The organism is Amphibacillus cookii (genome assembly GCF_016908375.1).
Classification (GTDB): Bacteria; Bacillota; Bacilli; order Bacillales; family Amphibacillaceae; genus Amphibacillus_C; species Amphibacillus_C cookii.
In genome coordinates, this window is record NZ_JAFBDS010000004.1 from 37316 (window position 1) to 53480 (window position 16165).

Below are 16165 nucleotides of genomic sequence, written 5' to 3' on the forward strand. Positions count from 1 at the left end.
TGCCGCATTGCCCTTTTCTTATCTTTACCAATGGTGCTCATTTCAGTTGCAAACACAAGCGGATATCATTCATTTTAATCAACCTGATAAATAGATTGGAGCTTTTCACATGAATAATGAAATGTTAAGAAAGAAAGTAGATCAGTTAACTATTCAAGAAAAAATTGGACAGTTAATTCAGTTAACAGGTAACTTTTTCGATAAACACAATGACAGTGTGGTTACCGGACCACAAAAGAAGATTGGTTTAAATGGATCTTATCAAATCCATAATACAGGATCGATTCTGAACACAGTTGATAAGCAGCAAATTATAGAGATACAAAGGAATCACCTCCTTAAATCCACTCATAAAATCCCATTACTCTTTATGGCCGACATTATTTACGGCTTTAAAACCATCTTTCCAATTCCCTTAGCACAGACATGCAGTTGGAATTTTCCGTTAATTGAGGAATCAGCAACTGTACTTGCCAAAGAATGCTATGAGGAAGGCATTCATGTCACCTTTGCACCTATGGTCGATTTAGTGCGTGACCCGAGGTGGGGACGCGTGATGGAGGCACCGGGAGAAGACACACTGCTTGGAGAACGCTATGCAGAGAGCATGGTAAATGGGATTCAAGGTAACGGTGCTTCTCAACATATTCCAAAAGGAAAACTTGCCGCCTGCATTAAACATTTTGCTGCATACGGCGCTGCGGTTGCGGGTAGAGAATATAATGCTGTCGATATGTCTGAAAACATGCTAAAGAATTTTTTCCTGCCAAGTTATGCGAAAGGCATTGAAGCTGGCGCTAAATTAGTCATGACTGCTTTCAACACACTTAACGGCATCCCTTGCACGGGGAACAAATGGCTTAATAGGGATATTTTAAGAGATGCACTTGATTTTGATGGTGTCCTTATTTCTGATTATGCTGCTATCGATGAATTAATCACTCACGGTTACGCAGAAAACCAAACCTCGGCCGCTAAGCAAGCGTTGTTAGCTGGTGTGGACATTGATATGAAAACCGCCGTATATGCGAACGAATTAGAAAAATTGGTTGAACAAAATCAGGAATTACACGCCTTGTTAGATGAGGCGGTCTTAAGAGTGTTAATACTTAAAAATGATTTGGGTTTATTTGATGATCCTTATCGAGGGATTCAAACAACAGAAGAAGACATGACAAGCGTCGTCCTATCGAAAGAGCATAAAGCAACAGCACTTAAATTAGCAGAAGAGTCGATTGTTTTATTAAAAAATAACAAGCATACTTTACCATTAAGTAGAAACCAAAAAGTTGCATTAATAGGCCCGTATGCAGAGGAAAAAGCCACTTTAGGATTTTGGGCAATTACTGGAGATGAAGAAGACACGATTACGTTAAAAGACGGTTTAAGCACCTTATTAGATAGTAGCTGTTTATCAGTCGCAAGAGGCGCTTACCTTTTAGATAAACATACAGAAAATCTATATGACAAGTATACTGATAAATTACCCGTTGAGCGTGAAGATGAAGAAGCATTACTTGAAGAAGCAATTGCTATAGCCAAAACTTCTGACACCATTGTATTAGCAGTAGGGGAAAATACTTACCAAAGTGGCGAAGGTGGCTCGCGTACAAATCCCGTATTGCCTACTACTCAGCTACGACTCATCAATGCATTAAGCACGTTAGGAAAACCGATTGTACTAGTAATCTATGGTGGCAGACCTCTGATCCTCACTGAAGTTGAGGAAAAAGTATCAGCGATTCTTTATGCATGGTTCCCAGGGACAATGAACGGGCTTGCAGTCGCTAACCTTCTGACAGGAAAGGCAAATCCGTCTGCAAAGCTATCAATGACATTTCCCCGATCTGTCGGTCAAATTCCAATCTATTATAATGAACTTCGTACGGGAAGACCACAATTGGATGAAGAGAACAAGTACCGATTTGCTTCAAGGTATATCGATCAATCCAATCTTCCGCTTTATCCATTCGGATTTGGTAAAAGCTACACACACTTTCAATACAGTGATTTTCGTTTAAATCAAGAAGAGATGACAAAAAACGAACAAATAAAAGTAACCCTTACTGTAAAAAACACCGGATCATATTCTGGAAAAGAAATTGTTCAATTATACATTTGTGATAAAGTGTCTAGCATCACAAGACCTGTAAAATTATTAAAAGCATTTAAGAAAATAGAGCTTAAAGTAGGCGAATCACAAAGGGTCGAATTTGAAATAGATAATGATATGTTGAAATTTTATCGTCCGGATGGAAGTTTTGATAGTGAATCTGGCGATTTCGATATCTTTATCGGTAAAGATTCTGCGGAACATTTATTTAAAAGAAAGATTCGACTCGTTTCTAAACATACTACTTAATCAGCGATACAATAACAACACGTTTTCAACTTCTGATTTCGTGTTTAAGTAGAATAGGTATTACCCGCTTTTAACAGCTTAAATGACATGCATTTAGGGAAATACTTTGGCGATCATTTTCCCTAAATGCATTTTAATTGGAAATGACGCAAAAGGGTGGCTCCAATCTCCGATAACAAATAGTAGCCCCTATAAACTTACTCTTGTTTTTTAAAAGCTATTAATATATAATAATTTATAAAGCGTTTTCATTAATGGTGAATTTAGGATTGTTACTGTTTTTCAGGCAAAACCTAAGTTGATCAACACATAGGCACTTCTATGTGTTGGTTAACTTGGGTTTTTTGTATTTAGAGGGCGTATAAAACGAACCTTCAACCATCGGGCGGAGGGCTACAGAACATAGGTCATGCAGACGTTGCCACAGGACGTGGCGGTCTTAGTCTGTCATCCTTCTTAAAGATATGGCGGTTTTAGTCTACGTTCTTCCCTGCTGGTTGTTAGTTGAGTGAATCCGGACATGAGCGTCCGCTATCACCCACCTTAATCGATTTGCTCTATTCTCTTTTTATGGACTGATTATCTGTTATAAATTAATTCTTATTATGGAGGGATAGAATGAAGCTAGCTCTTGTGAAAACGATACTATTTTCTTTTCTTATCATTTCCTTATTTTACATAGCAACTTATTTTATTGAAAGCTCTACAAATAAAAATTTATATGTCTCCACTCAGGAATCTACAAAAAATCATTTAATGGATCGTCGTAAAGAAGCACCGGTCCAAAATTTAGTAGGGTGGATCGAAGTGACATCAACTACGATTAACTACCCTGTCGTTCAAGCCGATGATAATGACTTTTATTTAACGCGCAATATTAACAAAGAAAATTCAAAATACGGATCAATCTTTATGGACTTTCGAAACAAAGGATTGGGACAGGATAAGCACACGATTATTTATGGTCACCATATGAAAGACGGCTCTATGTTTCATGACTTAAGTTTATATAGCAACCAATCATTTTATGAAGAAAACACGCACATCTATACACTTAGTCCTGAAGGAGAAGAGATGGTCTGGGAAGTATTTTCATCCTATTCCGTTGGCGCTGACTTCTATTACCTTGATATAGATTTCGCCAATCCAGCTCAATTCACAGCTTTTATTGAGGAATTAGTTGAAAGGTCACTCATCAGCACGAATACTCGTGTCACTGAGGATGATTATATTCTCACATTGTCGACTTGTGATTATACGTTTGAAAATGGGCGTTATGTTGTACATTCCAAGCGTACTTCTTAAAAATGTAAGCGCAATCAATAGAGATTATGGATTTACCGTTATTTAACTAGTGCACACTAGTTTAATATAAAAAATTTAATGAAAGAGCGATCAAGATGAAAAAACTTGTCATTACTGCTTTTACGTTTGTATGCATCCTTGGTTTAATAACTCCCCTTAAACTATCAGGAGAAGAGGAAGTGGTGATCGAGGACATTAAAGCAAATTTATTTATTGGTGATGCCGGAGAAATGGTAGAATCGTTTGAGATTACAGTCGATGATCCAGCAACGCTAGTAGACTTAACAGCTGAAGACTTTGACATTACCGGTAATTATGACGGTTATCCGTTGAACGAGGCGGAAGAGACAGCACAAGAAAACTATCAAGATGATGAGCTTGCTCTATCCATTGACGAAAATACGATTACCTTAACCTTCAGACCATTCAAATATCCCGGCGGTCCGGTTGAAGATTTTGAGGTGGTAAACGAACAATATCCTACCTTATCGTTTACCGCAGATGATGTAACAAGTGAAACGAGACGCACCATAGATGACTTCGAATTTAACTCATTCACAGGTTCGAACGGGACAACATTGAACTATCGCTTGAATTTGGCAGACACCGGACAGCCCGAGCCTTTAATGGTATTTATGCATGGAGGTGGTGAAGTGGGTTCTGACAATCAAATTCACATTACCTCCAATCGCGGTGCTGTTTTCGGTTTAGAAGCTGGAAAAACAACGAACGTCCTTAGCGTCCAATTCCCTGATAATTATGACTGGGCGGTCTACGATAACGAAGAAGAACTGGCAACGATGCAAGCACAGTTTGAAGCCTACTACGAATTAATCCAATCACTCATCGACAGTGGCGATGTTGATGAAGATCGCATTTATGTTTACGGCATTTCTAGTGGTGGCGGTTGGACTTTACGTTTCTTAATGCAATACCCTGACTTAGCTGCAGCAGCGATTACCGTCGCACCGAAAGATGCAGTGGCTGATTATACGGGCGATGTCGATGCCTTTATTGACGCTTTACAAGGTATTGAACATATCCCACATTGGATTATCCATGCCGAAACGGATCCGATTACGGATGTTAGAACCAGCTTACTCACCCACGAAGCATTAGAAACATTAGGGGCAGAAGATTTACACCTTACAATTTATGATGAGCAAACGATGAACGATCAAAGGTTTTATGGCCCCCTTGCCCACTGGTCTTGGGTACCTGTTTTTAATGATGACACGATTCTTGACTGGCTATTCGCTCAAGAAAAAACAGTTACAGATGATGAACAGAGCACAGAAGAGGAAACGTCAACACTGCCTGATGATAATAATGGGGTTGATGAGATTAACGAAGACACTGATAGCAACACTTCAGATCAAATTGAAAATCCAAAAACAGGCGATCATTCCTCAATTGGTTTTTTCATGATCATAGCTGTCTTAAGTAGTTTAGGGTTATTCTTCTTAAGAAACAAACGTCATATTTAAAAAGTTAACACAGTAAGTATCTGCCTTATGACGAAGCAGATACTTACTGTAAAATTAATGATATTATTTTGTAAATCGCTTGATTTGCCTAGTAAGATCTCCTAACCTAATTATTAATTCTAGATAGAATGCTAATTCTTTACACAAAAGTTCAAGTGCATCCCTTTTTAGTGCATATTTTGAATCGATAATCTCGACTAATTTAGCTGCTCTTAGTATTTTGAGATGATGAAATGTACACGCATTTCCGCTGTAAATAATTTGATTTATATGGTATAATACGTCTTACATCAGTTGGAACAGCTTTGATTTCTCTACAACAATTTCCTTGATTCTATTATTGGCAGGTAATAGAAGCTTTCGTAATGACGTTAACGGTGTTGCTGTAGAAAAGGTTTGATTGACTTCTTCAATGTATGATTTATTCAATTCTGTTCCAACGTTTACTTTTTTCATTCCTTGTGCGACACAGTTTCGCATATCCGCATCTGACACGCCCGTACCACCATGCAAAACGAGCCCAACATCCCGAAGGTTAGTAGAAAGTTCTGTTAAGAGGTCTAAATTGATCTTAGCTTTTGATTTATATTGACCATGGGTCGTTCCTATCGCTACCGCTATTGCATCTACCTTTGTTTCCTTAACGAATAGATACGCATCTGCTGGATTGGTGTAAATAGCATCCTCTTCAGCTACAACCAAGCCATCTTCCGCACCACCAATTGTCCCTACTTCACCTTCGACCGACACCCGTTTCGATTTTGCATAGTCCGTGACCTTCTTGGTGTTTTTAATATTCTCTTCCAGCTCTAGACTAGAGCCATCATACATGACCGAGGTATACCCTGCATCAATTGCTTCCTTCAAGAACTCGATCGATTTACAATGGTCCATGTGCAGGCAGGCATTGATCCCTAATCGTTCTACTAATGTATGCATACTTGAGACGAGCAGATCCAAGCCAATATACTCAGCCGTCCCCGGCGATGTTTGAATAATAATTGGCGCGTCGAGCTCTTTTGCTCCCTCTAGCATAGCTGGCAGCATCTCCAGACAATGGACATTGAATGAACCTATGGCCCGCTTACCTTCATTTTCTTTAAACAACTGATCTAAACTTTTTAACATGATTGTATCCCCTCTCACATGTTTCCTCTAATTGTATCTTTCGTTAACTTCATTAATTCATCAGATTTCTGCAAGTAATATTGCACACCATCGCGATCATTCTCACTTGAAGCTTGTTTTCGTTTAATGTTGTATAATTTAACCAAGTCAGTAAAAGCCTTACCCATTGCCTTATTTTGCTCGATGCTTTGCTCATAATAATGAATGGCCTGATCATAATCCTCTAGTTCGAAATAGAGACTACCTAGCATATTGAATAGAGGGACATGGTCGTCTTGATCGCTACTTGCTAGCTTATTTTGGTAGATATCAATTTGCTCTAGAAGATGTTCTTTTTTTACCGGTTGTTGCTCCTCTGCTTCTGGTTGCTGCTTTTGCTTCTTTCGTTTAAAAAATGACATGCATTCCCTCCTCTCCTAGCCGAATAAACTCATGATAGGTTGAATGATCCATTCAAATAACAAGCCAGCTGTTACCGTATCCACATCGGTTGCCGTCGTATTAACAAAACCTAGGCCGTTAAAGCTTGGCACAAGTAATGCGGGTAGCAACGTGATGAAAAAGCCATGCGCAATGCCACCAATTAGGACACCTCGTCGGCCACCTACTGCGTTCATAAAAATACCTGCAGTCCCACCAGCAAAGAAATTTGTCAACATACCAGGTAAAATCATCGCTAGTCCAAACCAAGGCAGAACAAACATGGCAATGACAGTTCCAATGGTTGTCGTAATAAAACCAGCCGTTACAGCGTTTGGTGCATATGGAAATAGTACCGGACAGTCTAAAGCAGGTTTGGCATCAGGAACCACCTTAAGCGCAATACCTCTGAAAGCAGGTACAATCTCTCCCAATAACAGACGAACACCAGAAAGTAACACATAGACACCGACAACGAATTGAACAGCCTGCAAGAAAGCATACACGATATAATTAACATCACCAGACAATACCGTACCAAACTCTGATCCGGCGAATACGGCTGTGATGACATATAAAGGCACCATGACAATCGCAACGGAAAGATACGTATCAGATAAGAAGCCCAATCCTTTTGGGAACTTAATGTTCTCTGTTGAATCTGAATTCTTACCAACTACTTTGGCTATACCTGCCGCAAACAAATAACCAATCGTACAAAAATGGCCTAATGCAATATCATCACTACCAGTTATTTTTTTGACGATTGGCTGTGCGATTGCAGGCATTGCTACTGCGAAGATACCACCCACAAGTCCACCAACTAGAATAAGTCCTATTCCGTTAAAACCGGCCGCACTTCCAAAAACAGTTGTGATGGTCGCCATCCATAACAGGGCTTGTCCTGTTAAGAAAATATACTTCCATTTAGTCAGCCTCGCCAACAAAATATTAAAAATAAAGATAGCTAGGAAGGTCAAGGCAATTTGATTAGCTAGCCCTAACTCATTCATTGCCTGGCCATTAATCGCCTCAATAGAAGGGACAATCCCCTCCATGCCGAAGCCTTCAGAGAATATCTCTCCAAAATAAAGCAACGAACCTACGATAATGGATGATCCAGCCGATAACACGAGAAAACCAAGCATTGTTTTAAAGCTACCAGACAACACCTCACCAAAAGGCTTTCTTTGCAATAAAAGTCCCGCAAAAGCAATTAATGCAATCGTGATTGAAGCCTGCGTCAAGATACTATTAATAATAAAATCAATAAATCCCATTCCACTACCTCCTTATTTATAATGCGCCTTTAGCTTTTAAAACCGGGACGAGCTTTTCCTCAATCTCCTTTTTATCAACTAAACGTTCTAGGAAGATCAGATCCATTGGTAAATCGTACCGTTGAAATTGCGACTCAAAATTTTTCCCTGAAATAATAATGTCTGCTCTCGTGCCAGCTGCTGACGAAATATCTGAATGATCCAAATCTGCTTTTACCCCGATGTCTTGCAGGACGCTTTCCACGCTCATCTGACAGGCAAAGCTGCTTCCTAGACCAGCTCCACATACGACTAATATTTTCAACACGTGCTCACCTCCCTTCTATGATCACCTTATGGTTATACTCAGCTACTTCAACCGTCTGCGGATGAAGGGTGTTTAGTGAGCCCTTTAAATCCTGATAGGCTGTCGCTGTAACTTGATCATTTGTCACACCAATCATTTGACCAAATTGCCCTTTCATCATACACTGGACGGCTTTTGTCCCCATCTTGACTGCTAAAGATGCATCCCTAAAGGATGGTCGACCAGCTCGGATATAAAAGCCAGCGATTGTTTTTCTCACCCTAATACCAGTCGCTTCTTCTATTGCATTGGCAATATCGAAGGATACACCTTGTTGACCCGCTTTATAGTTCTTGTTCTCATAAGCAGATTCTGAGCAAACGATAATTAAGGATTTTTGATTGGCTAGCTTTTGCTTCACGACACGCGTTATGTCACTCAATTTCGTTGAGTATTCCGGGATAATGGCTAAATCTGCAGCTCCGGCGATGGTGCTTTCTAGCGCTAAATTACCTGATGCCCCTCCCAATACCTCGACTAAAAAAATTCTGCCTGGCATGTTAGCTGCGGTATCATGAAAGCCATATAATAGATCAAGCAATTTGTTAAGCGCGGTATCATAGCCAATGCTATGATCGCTACCTATAACATCGTTATCGACTGTCATCGGGATAAACAGTGTATCCATCCCTTCTTCGTGTAAGCGCTGGGCTGCTTTTTGCGAACCATTGCCGCCACATACAATTAAACATGAAAAGTCGGCCGACTTGAGCTTATCCTTGAGCTTATTTCTTCCTTCTGATGTATAAGGGAGATCACTTCTGCCCGTTTGTACATAGTGCACGCCACCAAGTGTTTGATGGTGAATAACCGCTTCGGTAAGCAAAATCGGCTCGCCTGTCAGAATGCCTTGATAGCCACCATTAAAGCCATACAGGTTAATGTCCGGATGCTCGGCGATGATATTGATAGCAGCATTTACACCTGCTCCATCCCCTCCACTTGTAATCAAAGCAACCTTTTTCATGGCTGTTCCTCCTTTATTAAATGATTTAGATCAGATAGTGAATTTATTTGCGAAATTTGATCAATAAGCCCTTTTTCAACAATTTTGACGATTATTTTAATAATATTGAGATGCTTTTCGCTATCAGTAGCAGAGAAACTGATCATCACCTTGACTGGCTCTTGCGTATCTTTAAAAAGGACTGGTGTCTTTAGCGTTATTAGGCTCAGACCTACTTTTAATGCCCCATTCTCTGGACGTGTATGGGGAATAGCTATGCCTGGAGATAACACGATATATGGACCATACTCGTTTACATTGTTAACAACCTCTGCTGCATAATGCTCATTGACACATCCATTCTTCTTCAGCAATGCCACACCTTTGTATATGGCGTCCTCCCAATCTGTCGCTTCCACATTAAATGCAACATTTTCTTCGGTAAAATAGATTTCTTTCATAAACTCTTCTCCTTATACTTACTTAGATTTCTTATGAAATCATCATAGGAATACGTTGCTATCAATTTTGTAATCCCCAACTCTTCTATTAAAAAGAGATACAATTGTCTAAATAATGTCTCCCAGGTTTTCTGTTGCTGTTTAGGTACACTTAAAACAATAACAACTTGAACTTTTTCTCGATCCCATCTGATTGGCTTCGCTAATACACACACCGCAATACTAGACTCGTCCATACCGTTATCAAGAGGGTGAGGAATAGCGAGCAGGTTGCCAAGCTCTGTTGAAGCCATCGTTTCTCGCTCGTAGATTGATTGCTTGGTATACGAATCGATGTAGCCTTTGTCCACCATTAGATTTGTTAAATAATGCAAGACTTCGGCTTTTGACGACAGCTGCACATCCTTTTTGAATAAGTCCTTTTTAAAAATGTCGTGAAAATGAATGATGTCAGGGTCATCCTTACCCCGAAATATACTTTGCTTGAGTGCTCTTAGATCCTGAGAGTTCAACACAGGGCTAACCGTGAAAATTTTATCGGATTCGATTGCGATAGGTACCGTCGTTACAATCAGATCTACCTGATCAATAAGGTCTTCATGAAATTCGGTAAGGCTTATCGTCTCTACCACACTCACCTGGTCCCCGTAATGATTTAAAAGCTTCTCTCTAATCAAAGAAGCCGTGGCTGCTCCTGATCCACATACGATGATGATCTTTTTTACATCCTGCTTGTTTAATCCCTTCTTCTCTAGAGCAACACCAAAATGAATGGCTAAAAACCCTATTTCATTTTCATCAACATTTAAACTCGTTAGCTCGCGAATTCTGTTACTCGCGATAGCTGCAAGTTGAAAAGCCAATGGATAATTGTTTTTAATACTGCTTAAGATGTCATTCCGACTGTTCATTTGGTATTCAATCCGCTTTAGTGCCACACTAAGGTGGACAATCAGGCCATCGATCAGTTTTTGATCATCATACAAATGAAGCGACGTCTTTTTTTCTATTTCAACAAAAACATCATTAACCATGCCTGCTATTTTATTGTATTCTTCTTTCACAATATCCTTCATGTGGAGCCTGCTACTAGCAAGAAGGTGCTGCGTCAGATAGAAAATCTCACTTTCAATATTAATCTCCAACTCTTCCTTTATGTCATTAACCATTTCGCGAGCAACCATATATTCTTTTGTCTTGATCAAATGCTCAGTGACATGTACATGATAGTCTGACAATCTATTTTTCATCGCTCGTCTTATGGTAATTTCAATGTGAATAATTAAGTTTTCTAAGGCAACATCCGTCAATTGCAACTGATGACGCAAAAGAATGCGTAGCGTCAAGTCCTTGAGCCGTTTTATTTCATTATCAGGAAAGATGTCATTATAAACGCCAATACTTTGATGATTGAAAAGATATTGGGAAATACAGAACCTGATTTTCTCTTCACTACCCGTTACTTTAATGCCTGTTAATCGATCCGTGACGAGTACTAAGCCATATGCTGCTATTTTTGCTTTAATTGACGTTAAGTAGCTTTTCAAAGCCGAGAGACTAATAAACAGCTCTTCCGCCAATGCCTCCTGATAAACACTTGTCTCTGTTAAACAATTCATCAGTATTTTCTTTATAATCTGTTCCTCTATCTCATTTTCAGATCTGACTCCTGTCATAACCTTGTGGCTTTTGATTAGTGATAAATGACGACTGTATAATTGGTGAAAAGCATCCCCCTCCCGTATCTCCAACTCATAACCCTTTCCTCTGTAAGCTATGATTTCTGCGCCATATTTGGAGATCGTTGCATTTAACTTTTTAACATCGTTTCTAATTGTCCTTGGTGTCACACCTAACAACAGGGAGAGGCTTTCTCCCGTCTGCAACGTCTTACTGTTTCGTAACAAATGAAGAATTTCTACTTCTCTTCTCGCTAGTAGTTCCATTTTTCATTTGCTCCTTTCTATTTATAGTATAAGAAAGCACTTACATTTTATTAAGTTGGATTTTTTCCTATGAAGCGGAAACCCTATCACAACTAATTATACGCTAATTAGCAGGTACCACGATAACCTTGTTAAGAGATAATCACTGTTAACAAATGGCATTATGCATAAAACGAACCTGCAATCAGTGGAGTTTTACGAACGATTATCTGTGATCATCCTTTACAAGTCAGGAAAATTCCTTTACCATAGTCACCATAAAACAATAGCGAGAATTGCACTAGGGGTGCCATACAAGATGGCTGAGAGGAACAATTATTGTTCTAACCCTTTGGACCTGATCTAGATCATACTAGCGTGGGGAAGGGCAGTCGAACAGATATATAAATGAGAGGATAAATTCGACTGCATTCCCACGGGAGTGCAGTTTTTTCGCATTTAAGGAGGCAATAGTTATGACCAAGTTTATTTGTGGAAGTAACCGGATCGCAGGGTGTAGCTTTTCAATCCATCCCATGCGTGATGACTTTATTGAGATTATTATGCGTGCACTAAAAAATGTCGATACCTCGAAGGTTTGGATGCAGACTGATGATGTGACCACCTTAGTGAGGGGGAGAATTCCACATGTTTTCGATGTGACTAAGGCGATTTTTCTCCATGCTGCTAAAACCGGGGCCCACGTCGCATTTGAAGCCACCTACTCAATCGGCTGTCCTGGCGATACGGCTGGTGATGTCTATATGGCCGAAGATGACAATGCGCTGAACAAGAAAAACGTTGACACCATTAAACAAAAAGCAGCGACTAAATTCGCGTTGTACCCATTAGGCGGTGGTGATTACATGGATCAGATCTATGCACAAATTGAAGCGATGAAACAACATGGCGTTGAGGTTAGCGGGACCCATTATGCGACTCGGCTAGACGGCGAAGTTGTTAATATCTTTAACGGCTTAGAGAAAGTATTTATTGATATGGAGGAAAGCGGGTCGTCACATACCGTGATGACAGTGTCAATATCGGCAAATAGCCCTTCAGTAAAAAGCTAGACTAAAACAAACCTTCAATATAGTGACTTATTTTATTGAAAGCTCCACAAATGAAAATTTTGTCATTATTCAGGAATCTACAAAAAATCATTTATTGGATCGTCATAAAGAAACACCGATCCAAAATCTAGTAGGATGGATCGAAGTTACCTCGATTGGAGTTTTCATGATCATAGCTGTCTTAAGTCGTTTAGGGTTATGCTTCCTAAGAAAAAAACGTCATATTTAAAAAATCAACACAGTAAGTATCTGCCTTGTGACGAAGCAGATACTTACTATAAAAATAATGATGTTATTTTGGAAATGACTTATTAATCTAAAGATAGATCCAGTAAGCCACTAGCTAAAGAGGCTTACTCTTTTTTAATCCAATAATTCTATAAATTTAGAACAAAACGTTTTACTTTTATAGAATATCATAGTATTATAAAACAAATTAAAGGGATGAGGTGGTCACGTGGACATTCTTCAATTAACCAGTAAGAAAAGAGAAACCTACAATGTGGAACTCAACTATTCAACGCTATGGGAGTGTGCTTTAGGCATTGCCGCCATTACAAATACTAAGCTAATTAAAACACTCGATCAACCAAGCTCGTATTGGCAACAGCTAAAGCAATCCATGACAACAGCATTACAAGCAGAACTAAAGTTCGTCGAAGAAAATAACACATGGAAAGCTCTGCTCCAATTACTCCATTGCAAAACATTTACGAGCTTGTCTGAATTTATTACATACATTGAAGATCTTGAGGCATACAACATGCGCTTTGAATGTCTCCCCTTTATAGGTGATCAATATGAAACATATCGAGTAGGTAGTGCAAAGGGTGATGAGCATTCAACCGAACAGTTCATACAGCTAACAGAGGGCAATCCGTTCTTTCCGCAATACATCAGATTTATAAGTCAAGTTGACCTATCGTTATTAAAGAAACATCTCATCATTGTTATGCGAAAGTGGTACGAAGAAATTATAGTAAAAAAACTTGAGGAAACAGAGAGCATTTTAAAAAATGATTATCAGGCAAAAGAAAGGATGAAGAAAAAATTAACACCAGAAGAATTGGTCCAGTGGGCTACTGGTGGCATTGCCTATCTACCCGAGCCTAGTGTGCATACTGTATTGTTAATCCCACAATTTATCTATCGCCCTTGGACTATTGAAGCAGACATTGAGGGAATAAAGGTTTTCTACTATCCTGTTTCAAATGAAAGCATCTCTCCCGATGATAAATACACGCCGAATCATTTCTTAGTATTGAAACACAAAGCGTTAGGGGATGAGGTACGACTCAAGATTACTAAACTGCTATCAGAGAAAAACCGGACATTACAGGATATCACTGAACAACTTGATGTTGGAAAGTCTACTATTCATCATCATCTAAAAATACTAAGAGCAGCTAAATTAGTCGAGATTATCGATTCAAAATATGTACTAAAAAGGGATGCACTTGAACTTTTATATAAAGAATTAGCATTCTATCTGGACAGATAAAACGAACCCGGACATTAGCGTCCGTTATCATTCACCTCAACCGGGTTGCTCTCCTCTCTATTTTTGGGGAGGTGTTTTACGGCCGGTTATCTGTGATAAAGGAGGGATTAAAGATGACATCCATATTGAGAAACAAGTCCTTTGTCTCTATATTCATTGGAAACGGCATTTCCGAATTAGGTGGCGCATTTGGAACCTTCTGCAATTCTGTTTTAATTTATCAATTAACAGGTTCTACAATGGCCTTGGGGAGTATGTGGTTATTATACTTTATACCCTCGTTGATTCTCCAATTATTCATCGGCCCTTTTATCGATCGCTGGAGCCGAAAGTGGGTGATGATCTTTTCTCAGTGGACGAGGGGCATTATTTTCCTAATTCCTCTGTTTTCTTTATTGACGGAGTCACTTTCACCTTGGCATATCTATATGGTACAAATGGTGGTGGGGTTAATTACACCACTATATGTCCCAGCCAATCATGCCTTAACCCCAGCCATTGTCTCTAAGGAGCATTTAGAAACGGCAAATGCCTACATAGATGGAACGGTAAAATTAATGTCATTTGTAGCTCCCCTTCTTGCTGGAATCGTCGTTGAATCTACTGGTGTAACACCCACCCTTATTTTAGTCAGCATCTTACTCATGCTAAGTGGTTTTGCATTGCTATTTATTCACGAGTCTAGGGAAATTCAGCAGGTTAGAAAACCATGGTTAAAAGAATTTGGGACAGGGATCGCTTATTTCTTTACAAAACCCGTTATTGTTTGGCTAGGTGTTTTTTTAAGTATTGTTCAGTTCGGTGTAGGTGTCACGATGGTGACCACACTTCCTTATATTACAGAGGTATTAAATGGAAGCTATGCGCAGTATGGTTATTTTATGGCAGGTTTCCCTATCGGGTACATTATAGGAGCCATGCTCGTTGGAAAAATACACTATCAAAGTCGCAGACGATTAATGCTAGGCTCATTATTTATCGGTGGATTAACTTTTATTGCCCTTTTCTTTAATACAAGTATTGCATTCGGTATGACAACAGAGGTATTGGGTGGAATCGTTATGGCTATTTTCAGCGTTCATAATACAACACTCTGCCAAAAAAGCATTCCACATCATCTCATGGGGAAAATTTTCTCCGTAAGGCTATTAATTATCAGGGGTAGTATGCCTTTAGGCGTCCTAGCTGGTGGGGCTTTGAGTAATGTCTGGGGTGTTCGACCATTGTATTTAATGATAGGGTCTATTATTTGTACGATTTCGTTATTAGGTATGGCTCTGCCGTATTTTAAGTTTATTGATACATCTAAAATTGAAAAGGATGATAATTTATCGGCGTAGATGGTTAGTGAGGAGCTTCAATGTAATACTGTTCAAAAATAGCTAATAAGATATTCACTTTTCCGACTCTCATTATCCTGTAATTTTTTAGGCAGCACACTCACAAATGACCATGTGAATGTCTTTAAACTTTCATTTGATTATATTCTAAGAACAAATTACAATACATTAACAAAATGAACTGAAAAAATTTATATTACACCCTTATAAAGAGAGGCGATTTACAATGTCTAAGACAAAAACAAAAATTGCACTTTCAATGCTTGTCTTATTTATGGGATGTATCAGTTACTTATTCACCAAGCGTGCACTTTTCTTAATTATCGGTGTTACAATGAGTGGGTTGTTACTCAGTAAACATACTTAATCTGTCAAAGCGATGGCGCCGATATGAAACTATAATGTACGCAAGGACTGACATTGCAGGAGAACAACTAACAGCTGTTCTCCTGCAATGTCAGATATGGCGTATACATAAAAATGAACCTTCAATCAGTGGGCGCTTTCGTCCTTCGCCCACTGATGTTTAGTTGAGTGAATCTGGACATTTGCGTCCGTTATCATTCACCTCAATAAATTTACAGATGTTCT

Annotated in this window: 14 protein-coding genes and 1 riboswitch; of the genes, 7 read left to right on the forward strand and 7 right to left on the reverse strand. The window is 39.1% G+C overall.

Annotation, left to right across the window (positions count from 1 at the left end):
- The first annotated feature begins 109 nt into the window (after positions 1 to 109).
- The 3 genes from bglX (at position 110) to JOE23_RS06940 (ending at position 5154) form a co-directional block, all read left to right on the forward strand.
- On the forward strand, positions 110 to 2362 hold the full coding sequence (gene bglX, locus JOE23_RS06930; protein WP_204436971.1) for a beta-glucosidase BglX: 2253 nt from the start codon (positions 110 to 112) through the stop codon (positions 2360 to 2362).
- Between the two features lie 618 nt (positions 2363 to 2980).
- Entirely contained in the window at positions 2981 to 3667 is a 687-nt protein-coding gene (gene srtB / locus JOE23_RS06935) for a class B sortase (RefSeq protein WP_204436973.1), read from the forward strand.
- Positions 3668 to 3762: 95 nt separating this feature from the next.
- Positions 3763 to 5154: a prolyl oligopeptidase family serine peptidase gene (locus tag JOE23_RS06940; protein ID WP_204437400.1), complete on the forward strand. Its 1392-nt coding sequence runs from the start codon at positions 3763 to 3765 to the stop codon at positions 5152 to 5154.
- Between the two features lie 285 nt (positions 5155 to 5439).
- Here the strand turns inward: JOE23_RS06940 and JOE23_RS06945 are convergent, their stop codons facing one another.
- Genes JOE23_RS06945 through JOE23_RS06975 form a run of 7 tightly spaced genes read right to left on the reverse strand, consistent with a single transcriptional unit; the run spans position 5440 to position 11681 of the window.
- Positions 5440 to 6282, reverse strand: coding sequence for a class II fructose-bisphosphate aldolase (locus tag JOE23_RS06945; protein ID WP_204436974.1), 843 nt, complete (start codon positions 6280 to 6282; stop codon positions 5440 to 5442).
- Positions 6283 to 6296: 14 nt separating this feature from the next.
- Positions 6297 to 6683, reverse strand: coding sequence for a tetratricopeptide repeat protein (locus JOE23_RS06950; protein ID WP_204436975.1), 387 nt, complete (start codon positions 6681 to 6683; stop codon positions 6297 to 6299).
- A 15-nt stretch (positions 6684 to 6698) separates the two neighbouring features.
- The gene (locus JOE23_RS06955; protein WP_204436976.1) at positions 6699 to 7982 is read right to left on the reverse strand and encodes a PTS sugar transporter subunit IIC; all 1284 of its coding nucleotides are present in this window, start codon (positions 7980 to 7982) and stop codon (positions 6699 to 6701) included.
- 16 nt (positions 7983 to 7998) lie between these two features.
- Positions 7999 to 8289, reverse strand: coding sequence for a PTS sugar transporter subunit IIB (locus JOE23_RS06960; RefSeq protein WP_338021901.1), 291 nt, complete (start codon positions 8287 to 8289; stop codon positions 7999 to 8001).
- A gap of 4 nt (positions 8290 to 8293) precedes the next feature.
- Positions 8294 to 9295: a 6-phosphofructokinase gene (locus JOE23_RS06965; RefSeq protein WP_204436977.1), complete on the reverse strand. Its 1002-nt coding sequence runs from the start codon at positions 9293 to 9295 to the stop codon at positions 8294 to 8296.
- The gene (locus tag JOE23_RS06970; protein ID WP_204436978.1) at positions 9292 to 9735 is read right to left on the reverse strand and encodes a PTS sugar transporter subunit IIA; all 444 of its coding nucleotides are present in this window, start codon (positions 9733 to 9735) and stop codon (positions 9292 to 9294) included. The genes JOE23_RS06965 and JOE23_RS06970 overlap by 4 nt, the downstream gene beginning before the upstream one ends.
- The gene (locus tag JOE23_RS06975) at positions 9732 to 11681 is read right to left on the reverse strand and encodes a BglG family transcription antiterminator (RefSeq protein WP_204436981.1); all 1950 of its coding nucleotides are present in this window, start codon (positions 11679 to 11681) and stop codon (positions 9732 to 9734) included. Before JOE23_RS06975 ends, JOE23_RS06970 begins: the two co-directional genes overlap by 4 nt.
- Before the next feature lie 272 nt (positions 11682 to 11953).
- A riboswitch (TPP riboswitch) is annotated at positions 11954 to 12062 on the forward strand.
- 74 nt (positions 12063 to 12136) lie between these two features.
- Here JOE23_RS06975 and JOE23_RS06980 point away from each other — a divergent pair.
- The 4 genes from JOE23_RS06980 (at position 12137) to JOE23_RS06995 (ending at position 15941) form a co-directional block, all read left to right on the forward strand.
- The gene (locus JOE23_RS06980) at positions 12137 to 12733 is read left to right on the forward strand and encodes a YkoF family thiamine/hydroxymethylpyrimidine-binding protein (protein WP_204436984.1); all 597 of its coding nucleotides are present in this window, start codon (positions 12137 to 12139) and stop codon (positions 12731 to 12733) included.
- Between the two features lie 457 nt (positions 12734 to 13190).
- Positions 13191 to 14234 carry an ArsR family transcriptional regulator gene (locus JOE23_RS06985; RefSeq protein ID WP_204436986.1) on the forward strand — a complete coding sequence of 348 codons (1044 nt, stop codon included), beginning with the start codon at positions 13191 to 13193 and terminating at the stop codon, positions 14232 to 14234.
- Positions 14235 to 14347: 113 nt separating this feature from the next.
- On the forward strand, positions 14348 to 15574 hold the full coding sequence (locus JOE23_RS06990; RefSeq protein ID WP_204436988.1) for an MFS transporter: 1227 nt from the start codon (positions 14348 to 14350) through the stop codon (positions 15572 to 15574).
- A gap of 226 nt (positions 15575 to 15800) precedes the next feature.
- Positions 15801 to 15941, forward strand: a complete 141-nt coding sequence (locus tag JOE23_RS06995) for a hypothetical protein (RefSeq protein ID WP_204436991.1) — start codon at positions 15801 to 15803, stop codon at positions 15939 to 15941.
- Positions 15942 to 16165 lie beyond the last annotated feature (224 nt).

What these genes read in the sequence shown, in the direction of transcription:
- bglX (WP_204436971.1), top strand. Translation starts at nt 110, where the DNA reads ATGAATAATGAAATGTTAAGAAAGAAAGTAGATCAGTTAACTATTCAA.
- srtB (WP_204436973.1), top strand. Translation starts at nt 2,981, where the DNA reads ATGAAGCTAGCTCTTGTGAAAACGATACTATTTTCTTTTCTTATCATT.
- JOE23_RS06940 (WP_204437400.1), top strand. Translation starts at nt 3,763, where the DNA reads ATGAAAAAACTTGTCATTACTGCTTTTACGTTTGTATGCATCCTTGGT.
- JOE23_RS06945 (WP_204436974.1), bottom strand. Translation starts at nt 6,282, where the DNA reads ATGTTAAAAAGTTTAGATCAGTTGTTTAAAGAAAATGAAGGTAAGCGG.
- JOE23_RS06950 (WP_204436975.1), bottom strand. Translation starts at nt 6,683, where the DNA reads ATGTCATTTTTTAAACGAAAGAAGCAAAAGCAGCAACCAGAAGCAGAG.
- JOE23_RS06955 (WP_204436976.1), bottom strand. Translation starts at nt 7,982, where the DNA reads ATGGGATTTATTGATTTTATTATTAATAGTATCTTGACGCAGGCTTCA.
- JOE23_RS06965 (WP_204436977.1), bottom strand. Translation starts at nt 9,295, where the DNA reads ATGAAAAAGGTTGCTTTGATTACAAGTGGAGGGGATGGAGCAGGTGTA.
- JOE23_RS06970 (WP_204436978.1), bottom strand. Translation starts at nt 9,735, where the DNA reads ATGAAAGAAATCTATTTTACCGAAGAAAATGTTGCATTTAATGTGGAA.
- JOE23_RS06975 (WP_204436981.1), bottom strand. Translation starts at nt 11,681, where the DNA reads ATGGAACTACTAGCGAGAAGAGAAGTAGAAATTCTTCATTTGTTACGA.
- JOE23_RS06980 (WP_204436984.1), top strand. Translation starts at nt 12,137, where the DNA reads ATGACCAAGTTTATTTGTGGAAGTAACCGGATCGCAGGGTGTAGCTTT.
- JOE23_RS06990 (WP_204436988.1), top strand. Translation starts at nt 14,348, where the DNA reads ATGACATCCATATTGAGAAACAAGTCCTTTGTCTCTATATTCATTGGA.
- JOE23_RS06995 (WP_204436991.1), top strand. Translation starts at nt 15,801, where the DNA reads ATGTCTAAGACAAAAACAAAAATTGCACTTTCAATGCTTGTCTTATTT.